This is a genomic window from Bacillus sp. FSL L8-0654 (assembly GCF_038629965.1).
GTDB classification, from domain to species: domain Bacteria; phylum Bacillota; class Bacilli; order Bacillales; family Bacillaceae; genus Bacillus; species Bacillus safensis.
Genome location: NZ_CP152026.1, coordinates 336,515 through 353,265 on the forward strand (window position 1 = coordinate 336,515; position 16,751 = coordinate 353,265).

A 16,751-nucleotide genomic window follows, 5' to 3' on the forward strand; every position below is an offset into this window, starting at 1 on the left:
AAGGGGCGTATGGATGTGAATGCATTTCAGCAAAAGGTAAAAAGTGTGCAGGCAGGCGGTCAGCCAATGATTTGTACGCCGCTCATCGGACAAACAAAGGAAGAATTGTTTCATGAGATAGAGGTGTTAACAGAGAAGAAGCCTGATGTGATAGAGTGGCGGGCGGATTTTTTTCATCACCTTCATGACAAGGATCAAGTGATAGAAACCCTTAAGGGAATGGTAGAAAAGGCAAAGGGCATCCCATTTTTATTCACCATTCGTTCTGAAAAGGAGGGAGGCGAAAGGATATCACTCTCAGAATCTGAGAAGGTTTCTCTGCTTGCCGAACTTTGTTCCACACAGCTTGTGGACGCCGTTGATTATGAATTAATGCATGATGTGACACATATACAGCAAGTCAGTCAGGCAGCTAAAAAACATGGCGTTACCTTGATTGTGTCGTATCACGATTTCGATCGCACCCCTGAGGTGGATCGCCTCGTGCAGCTATTCGTCAATGCAGAATCAGTCGGCGCCGACATCGCAAAGATCGCAGTGATGCCGCATTCCTATGACGATGCATTAACACTGCTCTTGGCGACCAGCCATGCGAAAAAGCAGCTGTCAATTCCCGTTATTTCGATGGCAATGGCGGAATACGGTGCTTTTACAAGAATGATTGGCGGGCTTTTTGGTTCTGTGATGACCTTTGCTGTAGGGAAAGAAAGCTCAGCTCCCGGGCAAGTGGCGATACAGGATTTGAACAATGTTCTATCTATTGTGTTTTCAAAGAATAAGTGAGTAGCAGATTCATAGCTGCACCGTGAGAGGAGAGAAACATGAAGAAGAATATTTCTACACAGGTTATTCAGTACTTAGAAAATCGGGGAGTCGAGCATATTTTCGGCCTCTGTGGTCATACGAATATTGCTTTTTTATCAGCGCTTGAAAAAAGCTCGATTCAATTTGTAAATGTCAGACATGAACAGATAGCGGCACATGCAGCAGATGGTTATGCGCGGGCAAAGAAACAGACGGCTGTTGTTCTCAGTCATCTAGGACCTGGACTCACCAATGCGGCAACAGGTGTAGCGAATGCAGCACTTGATTCCATTCCAATGGTTGTCATTGCAGGAGATGTCCCAAGTCACTATTACGGAAAGCACCCACACCAAGAAATCAATCTTCATTCCGATGCCTCTCAATACGAAATTTACCGGCCGTTTGTGAAAAGAGCATGGCGAGTCGATATTCCAGAATTATTTCCAGAGATTTTATCAAAAGCATTTCAGTTAGCTGAAAGCGGCCGTCCTGGCCCGGTGCTTATTTCTGTTCCAATGGATGTGTTCTCAAAAGATTTAGATGTGTCCCTGTTTGAACAAATCAACCATCATACACACACCATTGAAAAACCTTCTATTGATGATCAAACGGCCAATCGGATATTGGATCGATTGCTGCAGGCAGAAAGACCGCTCTTATATGTAGGGGGAGGCATTATATTAGCTGATGCAGCTGAAGAATTAAAGGCATTTTCTGACCATCTGAGTATCCCTGTCGCCCATTCTTTGATGGGGAAAGGAGCCATGCCGGATGATCATCCAATGACTCTTGGAATGACAGGGTTTTGGGGGACAAAATTTATCAATGATCAGTGCAAAGAAGCAGATTATATATTGGCTTTAGGCACGCGTTTTGCTGAAGCTGATGCGAGCTCGTGGGAATCAGATTATACGTTCCGCTTCCCATCAACCAAGCTCATTCATATTGACATTGACCCGAATGAAATTGGACGTAACTATCCTGTTGAAATTGGAGCAGTAGCCGATCTTAAGCAAGCCTTGACTGTACTCAATCGAGTGGCGAGAGAAAGATTCCCAAAAGGGCTGGATCGACCTGAATTGAAAAAGGAAATTGCGGCATATCGTAAGGAGTTTCAGGCGGGCAATCTGACGAATGTTCAAGATGAATCCTTCCCAATGAAGCCGCAGCGTATTTTGCAGGAAGTACGGGAAGTATTGCCGCCAGATGCCTTTATTACAACGGATGTTGGCTGGAACAAAAATGGGGTCGGACAGCAATTTCCTGTGCTCACGCCAGGTACCATTTTAACGCCAGGCGGCTTTGCAACGATGGGATTTGGAGCACCTGCCGCACTTGGGGCAAAGATTGCCCAGCCTGACCGTGTTGTTGTGTCACTCGTTGGAGACGGCGGCTTCGGTCAAAATCCATCCGTTCTTGCAACAGCAGTTGAAGAGAACATTCCTGTTGTGTGGATTGTGATGAATAACAGTGCATTTGGAACAATAGCCGGTTTGCAAATGGCGCACTATGAAACGACGTACGGCACTGTTTTCAGAAAAGGTGGAGAAAGCTATTCACCGGATTTTGCTGCCGTTGCGAGAGGTTATGGGATGAAGGGGATTAAAATCACCTCTGCTTCTGAATTCAAAGAAGCTTTAGCTGAAGCCATTGCTTCTCAGGAGCCTTGCGTTATTGATGTAGCGATGAAAAATGATCCTGTTCCTACGGATGGACATTGGAATATTAATGACATTTATTCACCAAATTCAAAGCGCTCACATGTCAGCGTGAATTAAACAGAACGAGGGAGGAATTAACAATGAAAATTAAAGTATTGAATCCGTTTCAAGATGGGAACCCATTATGGTTAGGCTTAGATCGTCCAGAGGAGCAAATGATTCGAAAAGTATTTCAAACCATTACACCAGATACTGTTGGATCAGAGCATATGATGGCGGGTCTCACCATTTTTGAACCGGGGGAAGCAAGTTCAGTGCACAATCACCCGGGTTCAGAGGAATTTGATTATGTGATTAAAGGATCTGGCGAAGTCATTTGTGATGGAGAAAGGCAGTCCTTTAAACAAAATGATTTCATGTTCATTCCAGACGGTGTTCCGCACCAGCATGTCAATACAGGAGATGAACCTTTATGGCTCATTTGGCTCTACACACCGCAAGGGCAGCTTCCGAAGGATTAAAAACCTGCACCGGTAAGCCCTCCTTTTGGATCATCAGGGCTTTCCGGGTCAATCAGAAAGATGAAAAGGGCTAAAATTAGGAATGATTTTAGCCCTTCATCACTTGAATGAAAGGGAGTCAAGCAATGAATATGAATACACCGCTCGAAGGAATAAAAATATTAGACGTCTCTACGATGATTGCTGCACCCTATGGCGCGGTGCTTCTAGGGGATTTTGGTGCAGAGGTCATCAAGGTCGAGATTCCTGGCAAAGGCGATACGCTGCGGCACGTCGGCCCTTTTGCAGATGGGGAACCACTTAGATGGTCAGGTCTCTCACGGAATAAGAAATCCCTTACACTGGATCTGCACAAAGACGAAGCAAAGGACATTTTTAAAAAACTTGCTGGTCAGGTCGATGTGCTGATTGAAAATTTCCGCCCTGGAACACTGGAAAAATGGGGCGTTGGGTACGATGTGTTAAAAGAAATCAACCCTCGTTTAATTATGATTCGTGTATCGGGTTATGGTCAAACGGGCCCGTTTAAGGACAAAGCCGGATTTGGAACACCAGCGACGGCGTTTAGCGGCTTTACATATATTCAAGGGTTTCCAGACCGGCATCCAGTCAGCCCTTCCTTTTCTCTCACTGATTATATTGCTGGCATCTATGTGGCGTTTGCTACTGTGACAGCGATGTATTACAGGGATACACATCCAGAAGGAACTGGGCAAATGGTTGATTTGGCCCTCTATGAATCTGTGTTTCGTATGTTAGAGTTTTTGGTTGCAGAATATGACAAGCTTGGGAAGGTGCGTGAGCGTTCACCGGGGCTGAGCGGACATTCAAGCCCTGCCGGTACCTATGAGACAAAGGATGGTCATTATTTGGTTCTTGTGACGAGTACAGATTCGACCTTCAATCGATTGGCAGAGGCGATGAATCGATTAGATTTACTAGAGAATGAAAAATTCGCGGTCAATGCATCCAGGCTGAAGCATAACAAAGAAATGGATGCGATCGTTTCGCAATGGATCGCGTCGAAAACAAGGGATGACGTATTAGAAATTTTAGATACACATGGCGTACCTGTGAGCCCAATCTTAAGTATTCGAGATATTTTTGAGCATCCACAATTTAAAGCACGAGAGAATATCGTCGAGGTGCATCACCCTCGTCTTGGAAAAGTGAAGGTGCCTGGGATCATTCCGAAGTTTGAAAAAACACCTGGAAGTATCCGTCACATTGCACCTGATTTAGGCGAACATAATTATGAGATTTTAACAAATATGCTTGGCTTAACAGAAGAAGAGTGTAAGCAGTTAGAAGAAAAAGGGGTAATTTAATACGCTCAACCGAACCGCACGCTGCGGAAACAAAGGAGGATGGTTATGAAAGTGCATTCAGAACTGAAGGGGAATGAATTGCAGCCCGCATATGTGAAACCAACGAAAGCCCGTTTTGGCATATTGATTCTGTTGTTTTTTATTACCGCTATTAATTATATTGATCGAGCCAGTGTATCCATTGTTGCTCCTGCGATTCAATCTTCATTGCAATTAAATCCTGCCTTATTAGGCTTGATTTTTTCGGCATTTAGCTGGACATATACAGCGATGCAAATACCAGGCGGTTTTATTCTCGATAAATTTGGCTCAAAGGTAACGTATGGGATATCACTCGTTACTTGGTCTATTTTCACAGGCTTACAGGCGTTTGCGAACAGCTTTGCCTTTTTATTCGGCTGCCGTTTGTTTATTGGGATTACAGAATCTCCCGCTTTTCCTGCAAATAACCGTATTGTTACCACATGGTTTCCAAGGCGGGAACGGGCTTTTGCAACAGGTGTTTATACTGCTGGAGAGTATGTGGGTCTTGCCTTTGCGACACCTCTTCTTTTTTGGATCATGACGACTTTCGATTGGAGAACCGTCTTTATTACGGCAGGTGCGCTCGGTATCATATTTGCTTTCTTTTGGTACAAGTATTATCACGAACCGAAAGAGCATCCGAAGATAAATGAAGATGAGTTAGAATTAATCCGGCAAGGCGATGGGCTGACAGTCGCATCACAGGAGAAGCTGAAATGGGCGGACTTTGCCGCCCTTCTAAAATATCGTAAATTGATCGGGCTTTATATTGGGCAATTCTCTGTTGCGTCTACCCTTTTTTTCTTTTTAACGTGGTTTCCGACCTATTTGGCAGAGGCGAAAAATATGGCGTTTCTCAAGGTAGGTTTTGCTGCTTCTCTTCCTTACATTGCTGCATTCTTTGGCGTCTTGTTTGGAGGTTATGTGTCTGATTGGCTGCTTAAAAAAGGCGTATCGGTGAATGTAGCGAGAAAGCTGCCAGTAGTGGTTGGCTTGCTGATGACGAGTACCATTGTTTTAGCAAACTTTACAACAAATATCCCGCTTGTGCTGACCATTTTATCCATCGCTTCATTTGCGCAAGGACTGTCTAATATCTCTTGGACGATGCTGTCTGAGGTGGCACCGCGGGAAATGGTTGGGCTGGCTGGCGGCGTATTTAACTTTTTTGCTAATTTAGCTGGGATCATCACTCCGCTGATTATCGGATTCATCGTGTCGGCGACAGGCTCTTACAATGGAGGAATTTTATTCGTCAGTTTAGTCGCTTTAGGCGGGGCATTGTCGTACATCTTTATCGTAGGTAAAATTGAACGTATTCAATTAAAACCATAGTGAGAAAGCAAAAGAGAACTCAAGGGTGAGTTCTCTTTTTTATGTATAAAAGATAACGGTGATGATCGCTGCACATGCGATGCCCATGCTGATATAAAGGCTGGCAAACCATATATTCCAGCGAGTGATACGGTAAGGGTTGACCTTCATCAAATCAGCCAATAAGGAGACAGAAACATTAAAAGGGCTAAACATAACAGTTGATGTGCCAGCAACGATCAGCATGATTGCGATCGGAAGAGCAGGCAGTTCATGGATGACTGGTGCCATCATGCTGACTAACAATGCAAGCGAGACAAGCGGGTGAAAACCGCAAAGGGCGGTGATCAGAAAATACAACCCAATGACACAATAAACCCAAATGGCATGGTCTGATATACTGACAATAAATGCTTGAATCGGCTGCATACTGTTTGTCGCAAGGAGCATATCGACAAAGAAGCCTGCACTTAAAAATAGACACATATAGTTGGAGAGCTGACGGGTTCTTTCTTTCCAATGAGGCACAGAGACAGCGATATATTGTTTTCTTTTTTTGATAATAGAAGAGAATAATAGAGCAAATGGAATAATCGTCAGTACTACAGCGAATAAATAGCCTTTCCCAATCCATGCATCGACAAGTGAGACGACTGTCATAAAACCTAGCAGCATGAAAGCGAGCTGAAGGGTTTTTCGCTTAATTCGATGAGGATTGGCGTTTGTTTCTGAAGACTGAATGATGTTTGGTAATCGTTTGCTTTGACGAGAAAAAAGCAACCAATCTATCGCCAGCACGACGACCATTAAACCAAAAGTAATAGGTGCAATTTGATAATATTTTAGTTTGGTTGCATCAATGGTGACGCTTACCAGCACTTCAACAGGACTCCAGCTTAAACATAATGCATATGACCTCAAGAGGTTGCGTGTATAAAGATGTTGTTTCACTTGTTCTTTTAGAGATTCGAGCGACGGTTTGAGCGATGTATATAGTAAAGGAATCGTCGCGATATTTAAAAACATGCCGAGAATATGAGTGACAAATGAACTCTTGCGATAAAGCTGGTTTGAGCTCGTTGTATGCAGTGTGAGCAGTTTATTTAATTGTGTATCGAAATGTCCAACATGTATGAGAGAATGAATAAAAGGCAGCATGAAAAAGAGAGAAAACAAGCCCAGCATGGAATGAAAGTGAAGAAAAAACGTATGTAATGGCTGGCCGGATAAGAAGAATAAGAACAACCCAATGATGAGAAATACAGCACCTGTTTTCAAATAAAGCCCATTTGCTTTCTTAAAAGAAATGGTGAGCGAGGCAGCGGCCAGCAGACCAACAAAATAGGAGAGTATAGGAGCAGGAAATAGTTGATGAACAATATATAGACTGATAAGAAGTGTAAAAACGAGCAGGTACATTCAAATATCTCCTCCATCAAATATCTTCAAGTGATTTTATTCCGACTAGTGGAATTTGTTTTCTTTTAGTGGAACGTTTAAAATGGATTATAGCAAAATCGATCGTTGATGTCGATAAGAAATCAAAGGGGAAAAGGAGAAAATGAACATGGCTGATAAAAAGTCAAAAGAAGAATCAGGACTGCGTACAGTTCAGCGTGCTTTGGATATTCTTTATTGTTTTAGTGAAGAACGTCAAGAGCTGACGCTAACGGATATTTCAAAAGAGATGAATTTAGCAATGTCTACGACAACGAGACTGCTCAAGGCGCTTGAAATGAATCATTTTGTGGAGAAGAATCAAGAAACAATGAAATACCGATTGGGTCAAAGGCTTTATCTCCTTGGATACATTGCAGGAAAGTCCATTAAATTGAGGGAACTGGCTAAGCCACTCATGTACTCACTTCGTGATGAAACAAAGGAAACCGTCAACCTGTATGTACTGGATTCAACAAGCAGGGTTTGTATCGAACAAGCGGAAGGGCTGCAATCGATTCGCCATCTTGTCAAGATTGGTGAGAAGCTGCCATTGTACGCAGGTGCAGGCGGAAAGGTATTATTGGCTTTTCAAAGTGAAGAATTTCAACAAAAAGTATTAGCGTCTGAGGCTGATCATGTGAAGAGAGATGACTGGCAAGAGGAACGTAAACATATTCTTGACACGTATACTTCTTGCAGTATCGATGAACGAGAGGTAGGATCTGCGGCAGTAGCGGCACCAGTCTTTAACATTCATGGGGAAGTGAAGGCTTGTTTATCCATATCTGGTCCAACCCATCGGTTTACTGAAGAAGTCATTCCTAAGCTGCAGCAAAAAGTGAAAGAACAGGCACAGAGGCTTTCTGAACAGCTCGGCTACGTCGTCAAACACAATTTTTAAGATTGCCTATCTTTTCGCGCTCCATTTATCATATAATAGAAACATTATGTAGCATTCCTTGTCGTAGGGAGGACGTGTCACGACCATGAAAATCAATAGAGAAATTCCTGTAAGACAGCGGAATATTGTCCTCATTGGCTTTATGGGTGTTGGGAAAACAACCATTGGGCAGCTGGTTGCCAAAAAGCTATATAGAGATTTTATTGATGTCGATCAGGAGATTGAGAAAAAGTACAACATGACGATTCCAGAGATGTTTCAGCAAAAAGGAGAAGCATTCTTCAGGCAGGCTGAAAAGGATTATATCGTCGATTTATGTGAACATACACAGCTCAAGATCGTTTCCCTTGGAGGGGGTGCATTCAAACAGGAAGAAATCAAACGCGCCTGCTTGAAGCATTGTACCGTTCTTTTCCTTGATCTATCGTGGGAGAATTGGAAGCAGCGGCTTGATATTTTAATCGAAAACCGCCCTGTTCTTCACAACCGGACGCTTGATGAGATGAAAGAGCTGTTTGAAGAGCGCCGGGAGATTTATTCTCTTCATAACTCAAGAGTGGAAACAGATCATTTAGAGGCTGAGGAAGTCGCCAATTATATTGTGGACACACTCAAGCTTGGCTGGGATTTATATTCGAAATAAAAAAAGTCTACCGTTGAGGGTAGACTTTTTTTCTATTGAATTCTTTTCCTTCGTACATAGGATGATGCTTTGACAACCAAAATGTATTTATCCTTTTTTTGGTGTGCGGCCGTTTGGAAAAAGCGGTGATCCTCCTTCAATCAGTTCATGATGATGAGGTTTTTGATATAGATCATTTTCTTTTTCGGAAAAATAAAATAGTATATAAATTTCAATAAGAGTTTTTTGAATTATTATAATCTTTAAAAAATAATGTTGACAACTTCCGTGAGGACATTCTATGATTGTTTACGTAAACGCTTACGGTAAACGTTTACTATAATCGAATGGGGAGGAATTTGTTGATGAAAAATAAAGAAAAATGGAGCGGTGTATTCCCGGCTGTCTTAATTCCTTTTAAAGATGACTATTCAATTGATGAACCTGCTTTTCGTAAGTTTGTTCGCTGGGTGGCGGAGCACGAAGGAATTAACGGGATTGTTGTCAATGGACATACGGGCGAGATTATGACCCTGCTGCCACATGAACGAGCTGAGGCTGTGCGTATTGCAGCCGACGAATTAAAAGGGGAAGTACCTGTCATTTCAGGGGTTTCAGCTGAAGGGACAATTGAAGCAATCCAGCATGCAAAAGCAGTTCAAGAAGCTGGCGGAGAAGGTATCCTTCTCATGCCGCCGCATTCATGGCTGAGATTCGGTATGCAGCCTGAATCACCTGTCCAATTCTTTAAAGATGTTGCAGAAGCGATTGACATTTCAATCATCGTCCATCAATATCCAACGTGGACAAAAACCTCATATACAACGAATCAATTACTAGAAATGTCGGAAATTGAAAATGTTGTCTCATTCAAAATTGGTCAAAGAGACATGGCACAATATGAAGTCGATGTGCGCGCACTGAAAAAGCATGCACCAGATGTATCGCTGCTCACATGTCACGATGAATATTTATTGCCAACATTAGTTCAAGGGATTGATGGGGCGCTTGTCGGTTTCGGCTGTTTTGTGCCGGATTTGATCGCTGAACTTGTGAAATGTGTGGAAGAACAAGACCTTGCAGCAGCTAATAAAGTGTACGATAGAATCTTTGAATTAAAGCATGCTGTATATAAAATGGATGAACCTTCATCTACCTCTCATCTGCGAATGAAGGAAGCGATGTTCCAGAGAGGCTTGATCAGCAGTTCGCTTGCTAGAAAGCCGGTATTACCTTTAACTCAAAAGGAAAAAGAAGAGATTCGCCAGGGCCTTCAAAGTGTTGGTTTGCTTAAGGAAAACGTCAGTAGATAACAGACCATTGATTTCATGATGAAGGTGAGTCAGGTTATAATAGGGTATAAAACAACAGACTCCCGGAGGTATGAAATGTGTCAGTAAGTATTAAAGATGTAGCATTGAAAGCAGGAGTGTCTATAGCCTCTGTTTCCCGAGTATTAAGTGGTAAACCAGGAGTAGGTGCTCAAACGGCTGAAAGAATCAAACAAGTGATTGATGAGTTAGGCTACCGCCCTAATTTAGGAGCGAGAGGGCTCGTGAAAAGAAAGACTGGGAATATTGCTGTAGTGGTTCCCCGCGGTTCATATATTTTGAATAATCCATTTTTTTCAACGATTTTAGATGGAATAGCGAAGGAATTAGATGAGACCGAATTCAATATGCTGATGTCATTTACATCTGTTCAGCAGCAGCGGTTACTTGAGACGCAGGCTGTAGATGGTGCCATTTTATTTTCTCCAAGAAATGAAGAATTGAGCATGGATTGGCTAAAAAGTTTGGCTATTCCCATTATCGTTGTCGGAAGTTACTTAGAGGATTCACCATTTCCATGTGTCAGGCCAGATGATGAAGAAGGTGTTTGTCAATCTGTAACGGCCTTATTTGATAAAGGTCATCGAACCATTGGGCTGGTCAATGGTCCAATGAGTTCGATGCATAGTGTGAGGTATTACAAGGGGTATGAGCGCACACTGAAACGTTTAGGATTAACGATGAACAAAGAGCTTGTGTTTGAGTTAGATGAATTTGATGGGGGAAAAGTAGTAGAAGTGGTTTCTCAATTTCTCCAAGGAAACCAGCACATGACTGGAGTTGTTTGCTCTTCAGATTTTTTGGCGATAGGGGTCATGAAAGCGGCAGAAAACGCAAATGTGTCAATACCTCATGATTTGTCTGTCGTTGGTGCCGATGATGTGCCCATTGCAAGTTTTTTAACCCCTTCTTTATCTTCTGTTCATGTTGATTTAGTTGGAATGGGAAGAAAAGCTGTTTCTTTACTAACACAGTTATTGGAAGGAGAACAGTTAGAGGCGATGGAACATATCTTCCCTATGTATTATATAGATCGGGGCACCACGGGAACGCCAAAAAAGATGTGATAGATGCTGAAAACTCGTATGAACGCTGCAGAATTTCAGCTTGTTTTAAAATGTAAGCGATTTCTTCAGCGCTCTTCGGCATGTACTTTTGCATCATTTCCTCCAATAAGGAGGAGATACCATGACGTTAGAACTCAGCGGAAATTCAAATTCTCAAGGTGGGCAAGTTGTTGATAGAGCTTCACAACTATTGACCAGGATGGAAAGTGTACCTTTTTCGAGGTGGCATTTAAAACCTCGGATCATTATGGGATCTGCTACCTTTTTTGATGCTTTTGATGCACTATCTTTAGCGTTTGTTCTCCCGGTCCTCATCGGCATGTGGAATTTATCACCTGCACAGATTGGTCTTCTTATTGGGTCTGGTTATATAGGACAAGCGATTGGTGCTATTTTCTTTGGATGGTTAGCAGAAAGGCGCGGCCGTGTATTTAGTGCAAAGTGGACGGTGTTCCTCATGTCTATTATGAGTATCGCATGTGTATTTTCAGGTAATTTTATGGCCCTTTTTATTTTCCGTTTTATACAAGGGATTGGAGTCGGAGGAGAGGTGCCGGTAGCAGCCTCATATATTAATGAGTTGTCCCGAGCCCAAGGAAGAGGGAGATTTTTTATGCTTTATGAGATGATTTTTCCATTAGGATTAATGATCTCAGCTCAAATTGGCGCATTCGTTGTACCTAGCTTTGGGTGGAAATGGATGTTCTTGATTGGAGGCATTGGAGGTTTAATCGTCTTTGTATTCTTTTTCATGCTGCGTGAATCGCCAAGGTGGCTTATTTCGAAAGGCAGGTTAGATGAAGCCGAAAGAATTATTGAAGAAATTGAAGCTAGTACTGACAAACGAATGCTTGTCGCAAATCAAGTATCCAGCAGTACTGAAAAAGGCGACTGGAAAGAGCTATTTTCAACTTTTTACCGTAAAAGAACATTGGTCGTATGGGGACTATGGTTTTCTGCCTACTTTGTATCGAATGGTTTAAATAACTGGTTACCGAGTCTTTATAATACTGTTTACCATTTGCCAGTCGGAGATTCATTAAGGGCAGCATCTCTCACAAATATTTTACAGACCATAGGGGTATTTGCTTGTGCATTTTTAATTGATAAAGTGGGACGGAAGCGCTGGGCAACCATTGCATTTGTATTAACAGGTGTTTTATTAACGGCTTTATGGATCAGCGGAGCGACTTCACCAGAAAGCGTCATCTATTTAGGGTCTGCTGCTTACGGAATGATGGGGACAATTACAGTTCTCCTCTATCTATATACACCTGAAATTTATCCGACACGTATGAGGGTGATTGGAACGGCATTTGCTACAGCGTGGCTTAGACTAGCCTCAGCGATCGCTCCTATTATGATAGGTTTTATTTTAGAGGTAAGCGGTGTTTCAACTATTTTTATTCTTTTTGCAAGTGTGACGGTAGTGGGAGCAATTCTTGCTTTTAAAATGATCGAAACGCGCGAGAAAGTATTAGAGGATATTGCACCGTAAGTTACGCATGCAGGGAAGAACTTATTCCAAAGAGGGTAGGTTCTTTTTTTATTCAGAGGATCTAAAATGCATCACCTATCTTCGTTCAATTATCATATAATAGAAACATAATCTAGTCGTGAAGAGAGACGTGTCACGAACAAGAAAAGCCACCTGTGAAAAAGTGAAGATTAAAAAAGTCTACCGGCGATGGTAGACTTTTTCTATCAGTTTAATGCTTGATTCCCTGAAGCAGTGCAGCTTTTAAACAGAAGGAAATGGGCTGATGCTGCGCATCGAATTGAAGCTGAAACAGCTGCTTTGTGTCAGAGTCTGCGGCTTGAAGGTGGGAAACGATCTCCTTTTGAACATTCTCTGGCGTGCGTCCGCGTATAATCCAGTCCTGATAATCAATATGCAGATCCCAGTAACGAATCTCTTTCTGAGTCAATTGGTTATCATCGAAAAGCTCTTTCCATTCTGATAACGAGCTTTCCCGCACATGAGAAGGGTCTCTCAGTCTATTTAAGTGATTAATAAATGAATCCTGTGCAGGGTTGTCAGGTGCATAATGGTCGACGAGCAGAAATTGGCCGCCTTTTTTTAAGACTCGGCTGATTTCCGACATGGCTGCCGGAAGGTTTGGAAAGTGGTGAGCAGCAAATCGGCACGTCACTAAATCAAATGATTCATCAGAGAAGGGCAATGCTTCTGCGGCTGCCTGCTCAAAAGTAATGTGGTTCAGGTGGCGTTCTTCCGCAAGTGCTGCTGCAATCTCGATCATTTTTTGCGTGACATCAATGCCGACCCCTTTAGAGATAACGTCTGAAAAGGAAAAAACGGTATGTCCTGCCGCGCAGCCAATATCAAGTAAATGCTCATGTCCCTTCGCATTTGCTGTTGTTTTCATCCATTCCAGCTCTTCTCCGGCTGCAAATATAGGTGAATCTCGATAGTTCTCGGCATTTTGTGAAAATTGGTTCTCGGCTTTAGCATATGGATTCATTTCTTTTCCCCCTTTGTGGTCTCTTTATCGTAGAATTCCTTCTGTTATTTGTCTAAGACATAAAAGATATGACATGGATAGTTAAAACCTATGAGGTGATGAAAGTGGATATACGAATGATGGAATATGTCATTGAAGTGTACCGGCAGCAAAGTTTTACAAAAGCAGCGGATCAACTTCATATTGCACAGCCTTCTTTAAGCCAGCAAATGAAGAAGCTGGAAGAGGAATTAGACACACCGCTATTTATTCGAAAGTATGGACAAGTAACGCCCACACCTCAAGGGAGACGATTCATAAAAAGGGCTGAGAATATTTTGAAGGAAAGAGATGATATGCTGCGTGAAATGGGAGAAGCAGCTTATGAAATCGGGAAAGAGCTGAACATTGGAGCGCCAGCAGTGACTGGGGGATATGTCTTGCCCGGTTTATTAAAAACCTTTTGTCAAACGTATCCTCATGTTCACGTTCAACTGATAGAAGAGTCTCCTCGTGAGCTTGAAAAACGTCTATTGGCTGGAAAACTTGATTTGGCTATTTTATCTATGCCTGTCGAGCATGAATCATTGAAAACGAAACAAATGCTGACAGAGCCGCTCCTTCTTGCAGTTCCACAAGCTGCTCAGCCATGGTTATCAGAGGAATTGAACGAGATTATCAAGCAAGCAGGGCAAAAAGAGTCCGGTCACGAAATCGTTCCCTTTCAACTTCTTGAAGGTATCCCATTTATTATGCTGAAAGAGGGATACGGTTTTCGGCAAGTGGTCATGGAACTGTGCCGTCATCACGGTTTTCAGCCAAAAGCGGCTTTTGAAACAAGCCATATTCAAACAGCACAGGCATTGGTCAAAAACGAACTAGGTGTGACCGTTGTGCCGAAAATGGTGGCACAAGAGGATAGGAACGGGGTCATTTATTTAAACATTGATTCATGCCCAACCCGAACACTTGTATTTGCATATGTTGAAGAAAGGTATTTAACGAAAGCCGCTCAAGCCTTCATGGACCTTTATCAGAACTAAGGGAAAGCTTAAACAAACGTTTAATTAAACGCAAACAGCAGGGGAGCACCCTGCTTTAAGATTGGTGACAAAGGGCTAAAATGATCTTGGTTTTAGCCCTTTGTCTTCTTTTCAGCGTGATAGAAAACCTTTGCAGTTTAGAACGGGCGAGCAGCGGAGCGGAGCGAATTTGACATTCGTGAGCACCGGAGCGCAGACCTGACACCGAATGCGAGGGTTTGTCTACACGCTGAAAGCAGGGGAGCACTCTGCTTTTTAATATAAGTCCAGACGCTGATCCGTCATAACCGGAATTTGCTGTCTGACTTCATCCACTAGCTGAAGATCAATTTCCGCATAATAAATATCTTCGTCATCTTTTGTTTCAAGCAGGATGCGGCCGAGTGGATCAATCACCATAGAGTGTCCAGGGAATGCCGTGTCTCTGCTTGTGCCTGTTCTGTTAACAGCAATCATAAATGACTGGTTTTCAATCGCTCTTGCGATGAGCAGGCTGCGCCAATGGTCCACTCTTGCTGACGGCCATTGTGCCGTATTGACGAGCACCTTCGCTCCTTTGTTCACAAGTGTTCTGGAAAGCTGCGGGAAGCGGAGGTCATAGCAGATCATCGCACCAATCGTCACATCTTCACCATAGTCAAATAAACCAAGCTGATCACCAGCGGTTAAATAGTTGTGCTCATCCATTAAGCGGAATAAATGAATTTTATCATAATCTAACAAAAGCTCACCTTGGCGGTTAAAAACATACATTGTGTTGGTGATGTTTTCATTCTCTGTCCGCTTATTTAACACACTGCCTGCGATGAGATACACTTGGTGCTTGCGGGCAAAGGAGGAGAAGAGCTGCTTTGTGCGTTCACCGTTTATATCTGCAAGCTGCTCGGCTTGTTCAAGGGCGTAGCCGGTATTCCACATTTCGGGTAAAATAATCAGATCAGGCTGCTCGCGGACTGCTTCTTCTAAAAACGCTTCTGCTTTTTTAAAATTCACTTCAGGTTCTCCAATTTGTACGTCCATTTGGACAAGGGCGATTTTCATATGGGTTCCTCCTTTATTCGCTATATGTCATGTGAAAATCATGAATGTATGTAATGGTTTATTCTAGTCTTCAAGGCCAGTTTCTTTATCATAAAGGTTTCCATCATCTTTGCCAATAGAAATGTCAGAAGGTTTTGTTAAATGACTTTCTCAATCAAGAAATGAGTGGTATGATACCTATAACTAATAAAACAAAGGGGAATAGTATGATATGCAATTGTTCGATTTATCACTAGAAGATCTAAAAAAATATAAACCAAAGAAAACTGCACGTCCTGATTTCTCAGACTTTTGGAAGAAATCGCTCGAAGAACTGCGCCAAGTGGAGGCAAAGCCAACACTTGAACCGTATGACTATCCAGTGAAAGGCGTTAAGGTGTACCGCCTGACGTATCAAAGCTTTGGACATTCTAAAATTGAAGGCTTTTATGCTGTACCTGATCAATCTGGCCCGCATCCAGCGCTCGTTCGTTATCATGGCTATAATGCCAGCTATGACGGCGGCATTCACGACATCGTCAACTGGGCGCTCCACGGCTATGCCACATTTGGTATGCTCGTCCGCGGTCAAGGCGGCAGTGAAGATCAGACAGTGACACCAGGCGGTCACGCTTTGGGGTGGATGACAAAAGGCATTTTATCAAAAGAGACCTACTATTATCGCGGTGTTTATTTAGATGCGGTTCGTGCACTCGAAGTCATTCAGTCCTTCCCTGAAGTGGATAAACACCGGATCGGCGTAATTGGTGGAAGCCAGGGAGGCGCATTAGCGGTAGCAGCTGCAGCCCTTTCAGATATTCCGAAGGTCGTCGCGGCAGATTACCCTTATTTATCAAACTTTGAGCGTGCAGTGGATGTGGCATTGGAGCAGCCTTATTTAGAAATCAATTCGTACTTTCGGAGAAATAGTGACCCGGAAGTGGAAGAAAAGGCATTTGAGACATTAAGCTATTTTGACTTAATCAATTTAGCTGGATGGGTCAAACAGCCAACATTGATGGCGATTGGTCTGATTGACAAAATTACCCCGCCATCTACTGTGTTTGCGGCATACAACCATTTAGAAACAGATAAAGACCTTAAGGTATATCGCTATTTTGGACACGAGTTTATCCCGGCTTTTCAAACAGAGAAGCTCTCCTTCTTACAAAAGCATTTGCTCAAATAAAAGAACAAAGAGGCCGCTCTAGGA

Annotated in this window: 15 protein-coding genes; 12 read left to right on the forward strand and 3 right to left on the reverse strand. The window is 42.8% G+C overall.

The window, feature by feature from the left end:
* The first annotated feature begins 9 nt into the window (after positions 1-9).
* The 5 genes from aroD to MHH65_RS01820 all read left to right on the forward strand — a co-directional run bounded on the left by aroD (position 10) and on the right by MHH65_RS01820 (position 5,673).
* Positions 10-783: a type I 3-dehydroquinate dehydratase gene (gene aroD, locus MHH65_RS01800; RefSeq protein WP_268414307.1), complete on the forward strand. Its 774-nt coding sequence runs from the start codon at positions 10-12 to the stop codon at positions 781-783.
* Between the two features lie 38 nt (positions 784-821).
* The gene (locus MHH65_RS01805) at positions 822-2,582 is read left to right on the forward strand and encodes a thiamine pyrophosphate-binding protein (protein WP_268414308.1); all 1,761 of its coding nucleotides are present in this window, start codon (positions 822-824) and stop codon (positions 2,580-2,582) included.
* A gap of 23 nt (positions 2,583-2,605) precedes the next feature.
* Positions 2,606-2,986, forward strand: coding sequence for a cupin domain-containing protein (locus MHH65_RS01810; RefSeq protein ID WP_041116575.1), 381 nt, complete (start codon positions 2,606-2,608; stop codon positions 2,984-2,986).
* Positions 2,987-3,111: 125 nt separating this feature from the next.
* Positions 3,112-4,314 carry a CoA transferase gene (locus tag MHH65_RS01815; RefSeq protein WP_080701232.1) on the forward strand — a complete coding sequence of 401 codons (1,203 nt, stop codon included), beginning with the start codon at positions 3,112-3,114 and terminating at the stop codon, positions 4,312-4,314.
* Between the two features lie 45 nt (positions 4,315-4,359).
* Positions 4,360-5,673: an MFS transporter gene (locus MHH65_RS01820; protein WP_025092799.1), complete on the forward strand. Its 1,314-nt coding sequence runs from the start codon at positions 4,360-4,362 to the stop codon at positions 5,671-5,673.
* 39 nt (positions 5,674-5,712) lie between these two features.
* Here MHH65_RS01820 and MHH65_RS01825 read toward each other — a convergent pair whose 3' ends face one another.
* Positions 5,713-7,071, reverse strand: coding sequence for a hypothetical protein (locus MHH65_RS01825; protein WP_268414309.1), 1,359 nt, complete (start codon positions 7,069-7,071; stop codon positions 5,713-5,715).
* A gap of 148 nt (positions 7,072-7,219) precedes the next feature.
* Between MHH65_RS01825 and MHH65_RS01830 the strand changes: the two genes are divergently transcribed.
* From MHH65_RS01830 to MHH65_RS01850, 5 genes are all read left to right on the forward strand, one after another.
* A complete protein-coding gene (locus MHH65_RS01830; protein ID WP_034283265.1) occupies positions 7,220-7,993 on the forward strand; it encodes an IclR family transcriptional regulator in 774 nt (257 codons plus the stop codon).
* 85 nt (positions 7,994-8,078) lie between these two features.
* Complete coding sequence (locus MHH65_RS01835) at positions 8,079-8,636, forward strand: shikimate kinase (RefSeq protein ID WP_003214270.1); 558 nt, start codon at positions 8,079-8,081, stop codon at positions 8,634-8,636.
* A gap of 344 nt (positions 8,637-8,980) precedes the next feature.
* Positions 8,981-9,928: a dihydrodipicolinate synthase family protein gene (locus tag MHH65_RS01840; protein WP_176967347.1), complete on the forward strand. Its 948-nt coding sequence runs from the start codon at positions 8,981-8,983 to the stop codon at positions 9,926-9,928.
* A 77-nt stretch (positions 9,929-10,005) separates the two neighbouring features.
* Entirely contained in the window at positions 10,006-11,013 is a 1,008-nt protein-coding gene (locus tag MHH65_RS01845; protein ID WP_041116583.1) for a LacI family DNA-binding transcriptional regulator, read from the forward strand.
* 121 nt (positions 11,014-11,134) lie between these two features.
* Entirely contained in the window at positions 11,135-12,511 is a 1,377-nt protein-coding gene (locus MHH65_RS01850; RefSeq protein ID WP_268414312.1) for an MFS transporter, read from the forward strand.
* A 211-nt stretch (positions 12,512-12,722) separates the two neighbouring features.
* Here MHH65_RS01850 and MHH65_RS01855 read toward each other — a convergent pair whose 3' ends face one another.
* The gene (locus MHH65_RS01855) at positions 12,723-13,496 is read right to left on the reverse strand and encodes a class I SAM-dependent methyltransferase (protein WP_024427260.1); all 774 of its coding nucleotides are present in this window, start codon (positions 13,494-13,496) and stop codon (positions 12,723-12,725) included.
* Positions 13,497-13,612: 116 nt separating this feature from the next.
* Here MHH65_RS01855 and MHH65_RS01860 point away from each other — a divergent pair, with 116 nt between their 5' ends.
* On the forward strand, positions 13,613-14,518 hold the full coding sequence (locus tag MHH65_RS01860) for a LysR substrate-binding domain-containing protein (RefSeq protein ID WP_326355681.1): 906 nt from the start codon (positions 13,613-13,615) through the stop codon (positions 14,516-14,518).
* 255 nt (positions 14,519-14,773) lie between these two features.
* Here MHH65_RS01860 and MHH65_RS01865 read toward each other — a convergent pair whose 3' ends face one another.
* Positions 14,774-15,559: a carbon-nitrogen family hydrolase gene (locus MHH65_RS01865; protein ID WP_056765066.1), complete on the reverse strand. Its 786-nt coding sequence runs from the start codon at positions 15,557-15,559 to the stop codon at positions 14,774-14,776.
* 211 nt (positions 15,560-15,770) lie between these two features.
* Here MHH65_RS01865 and MHH65_RS01870 point away from each other — a divergent pair, with 211 nt between their 5' ends.
* On the forward strand, positions 15,771-16,727 hold the full coding sequence (locus MHH65_RS01870; RefSeq protein WP_025092805.1) for an acetylxylan esterase: 957 nt from the start codon (positions 15,771-15,773) through the stop codon (positions 16,725-16,727).
* The last annotated feature ends 24 nt before the right edge of the window (positions 16,728-16,751 follow it).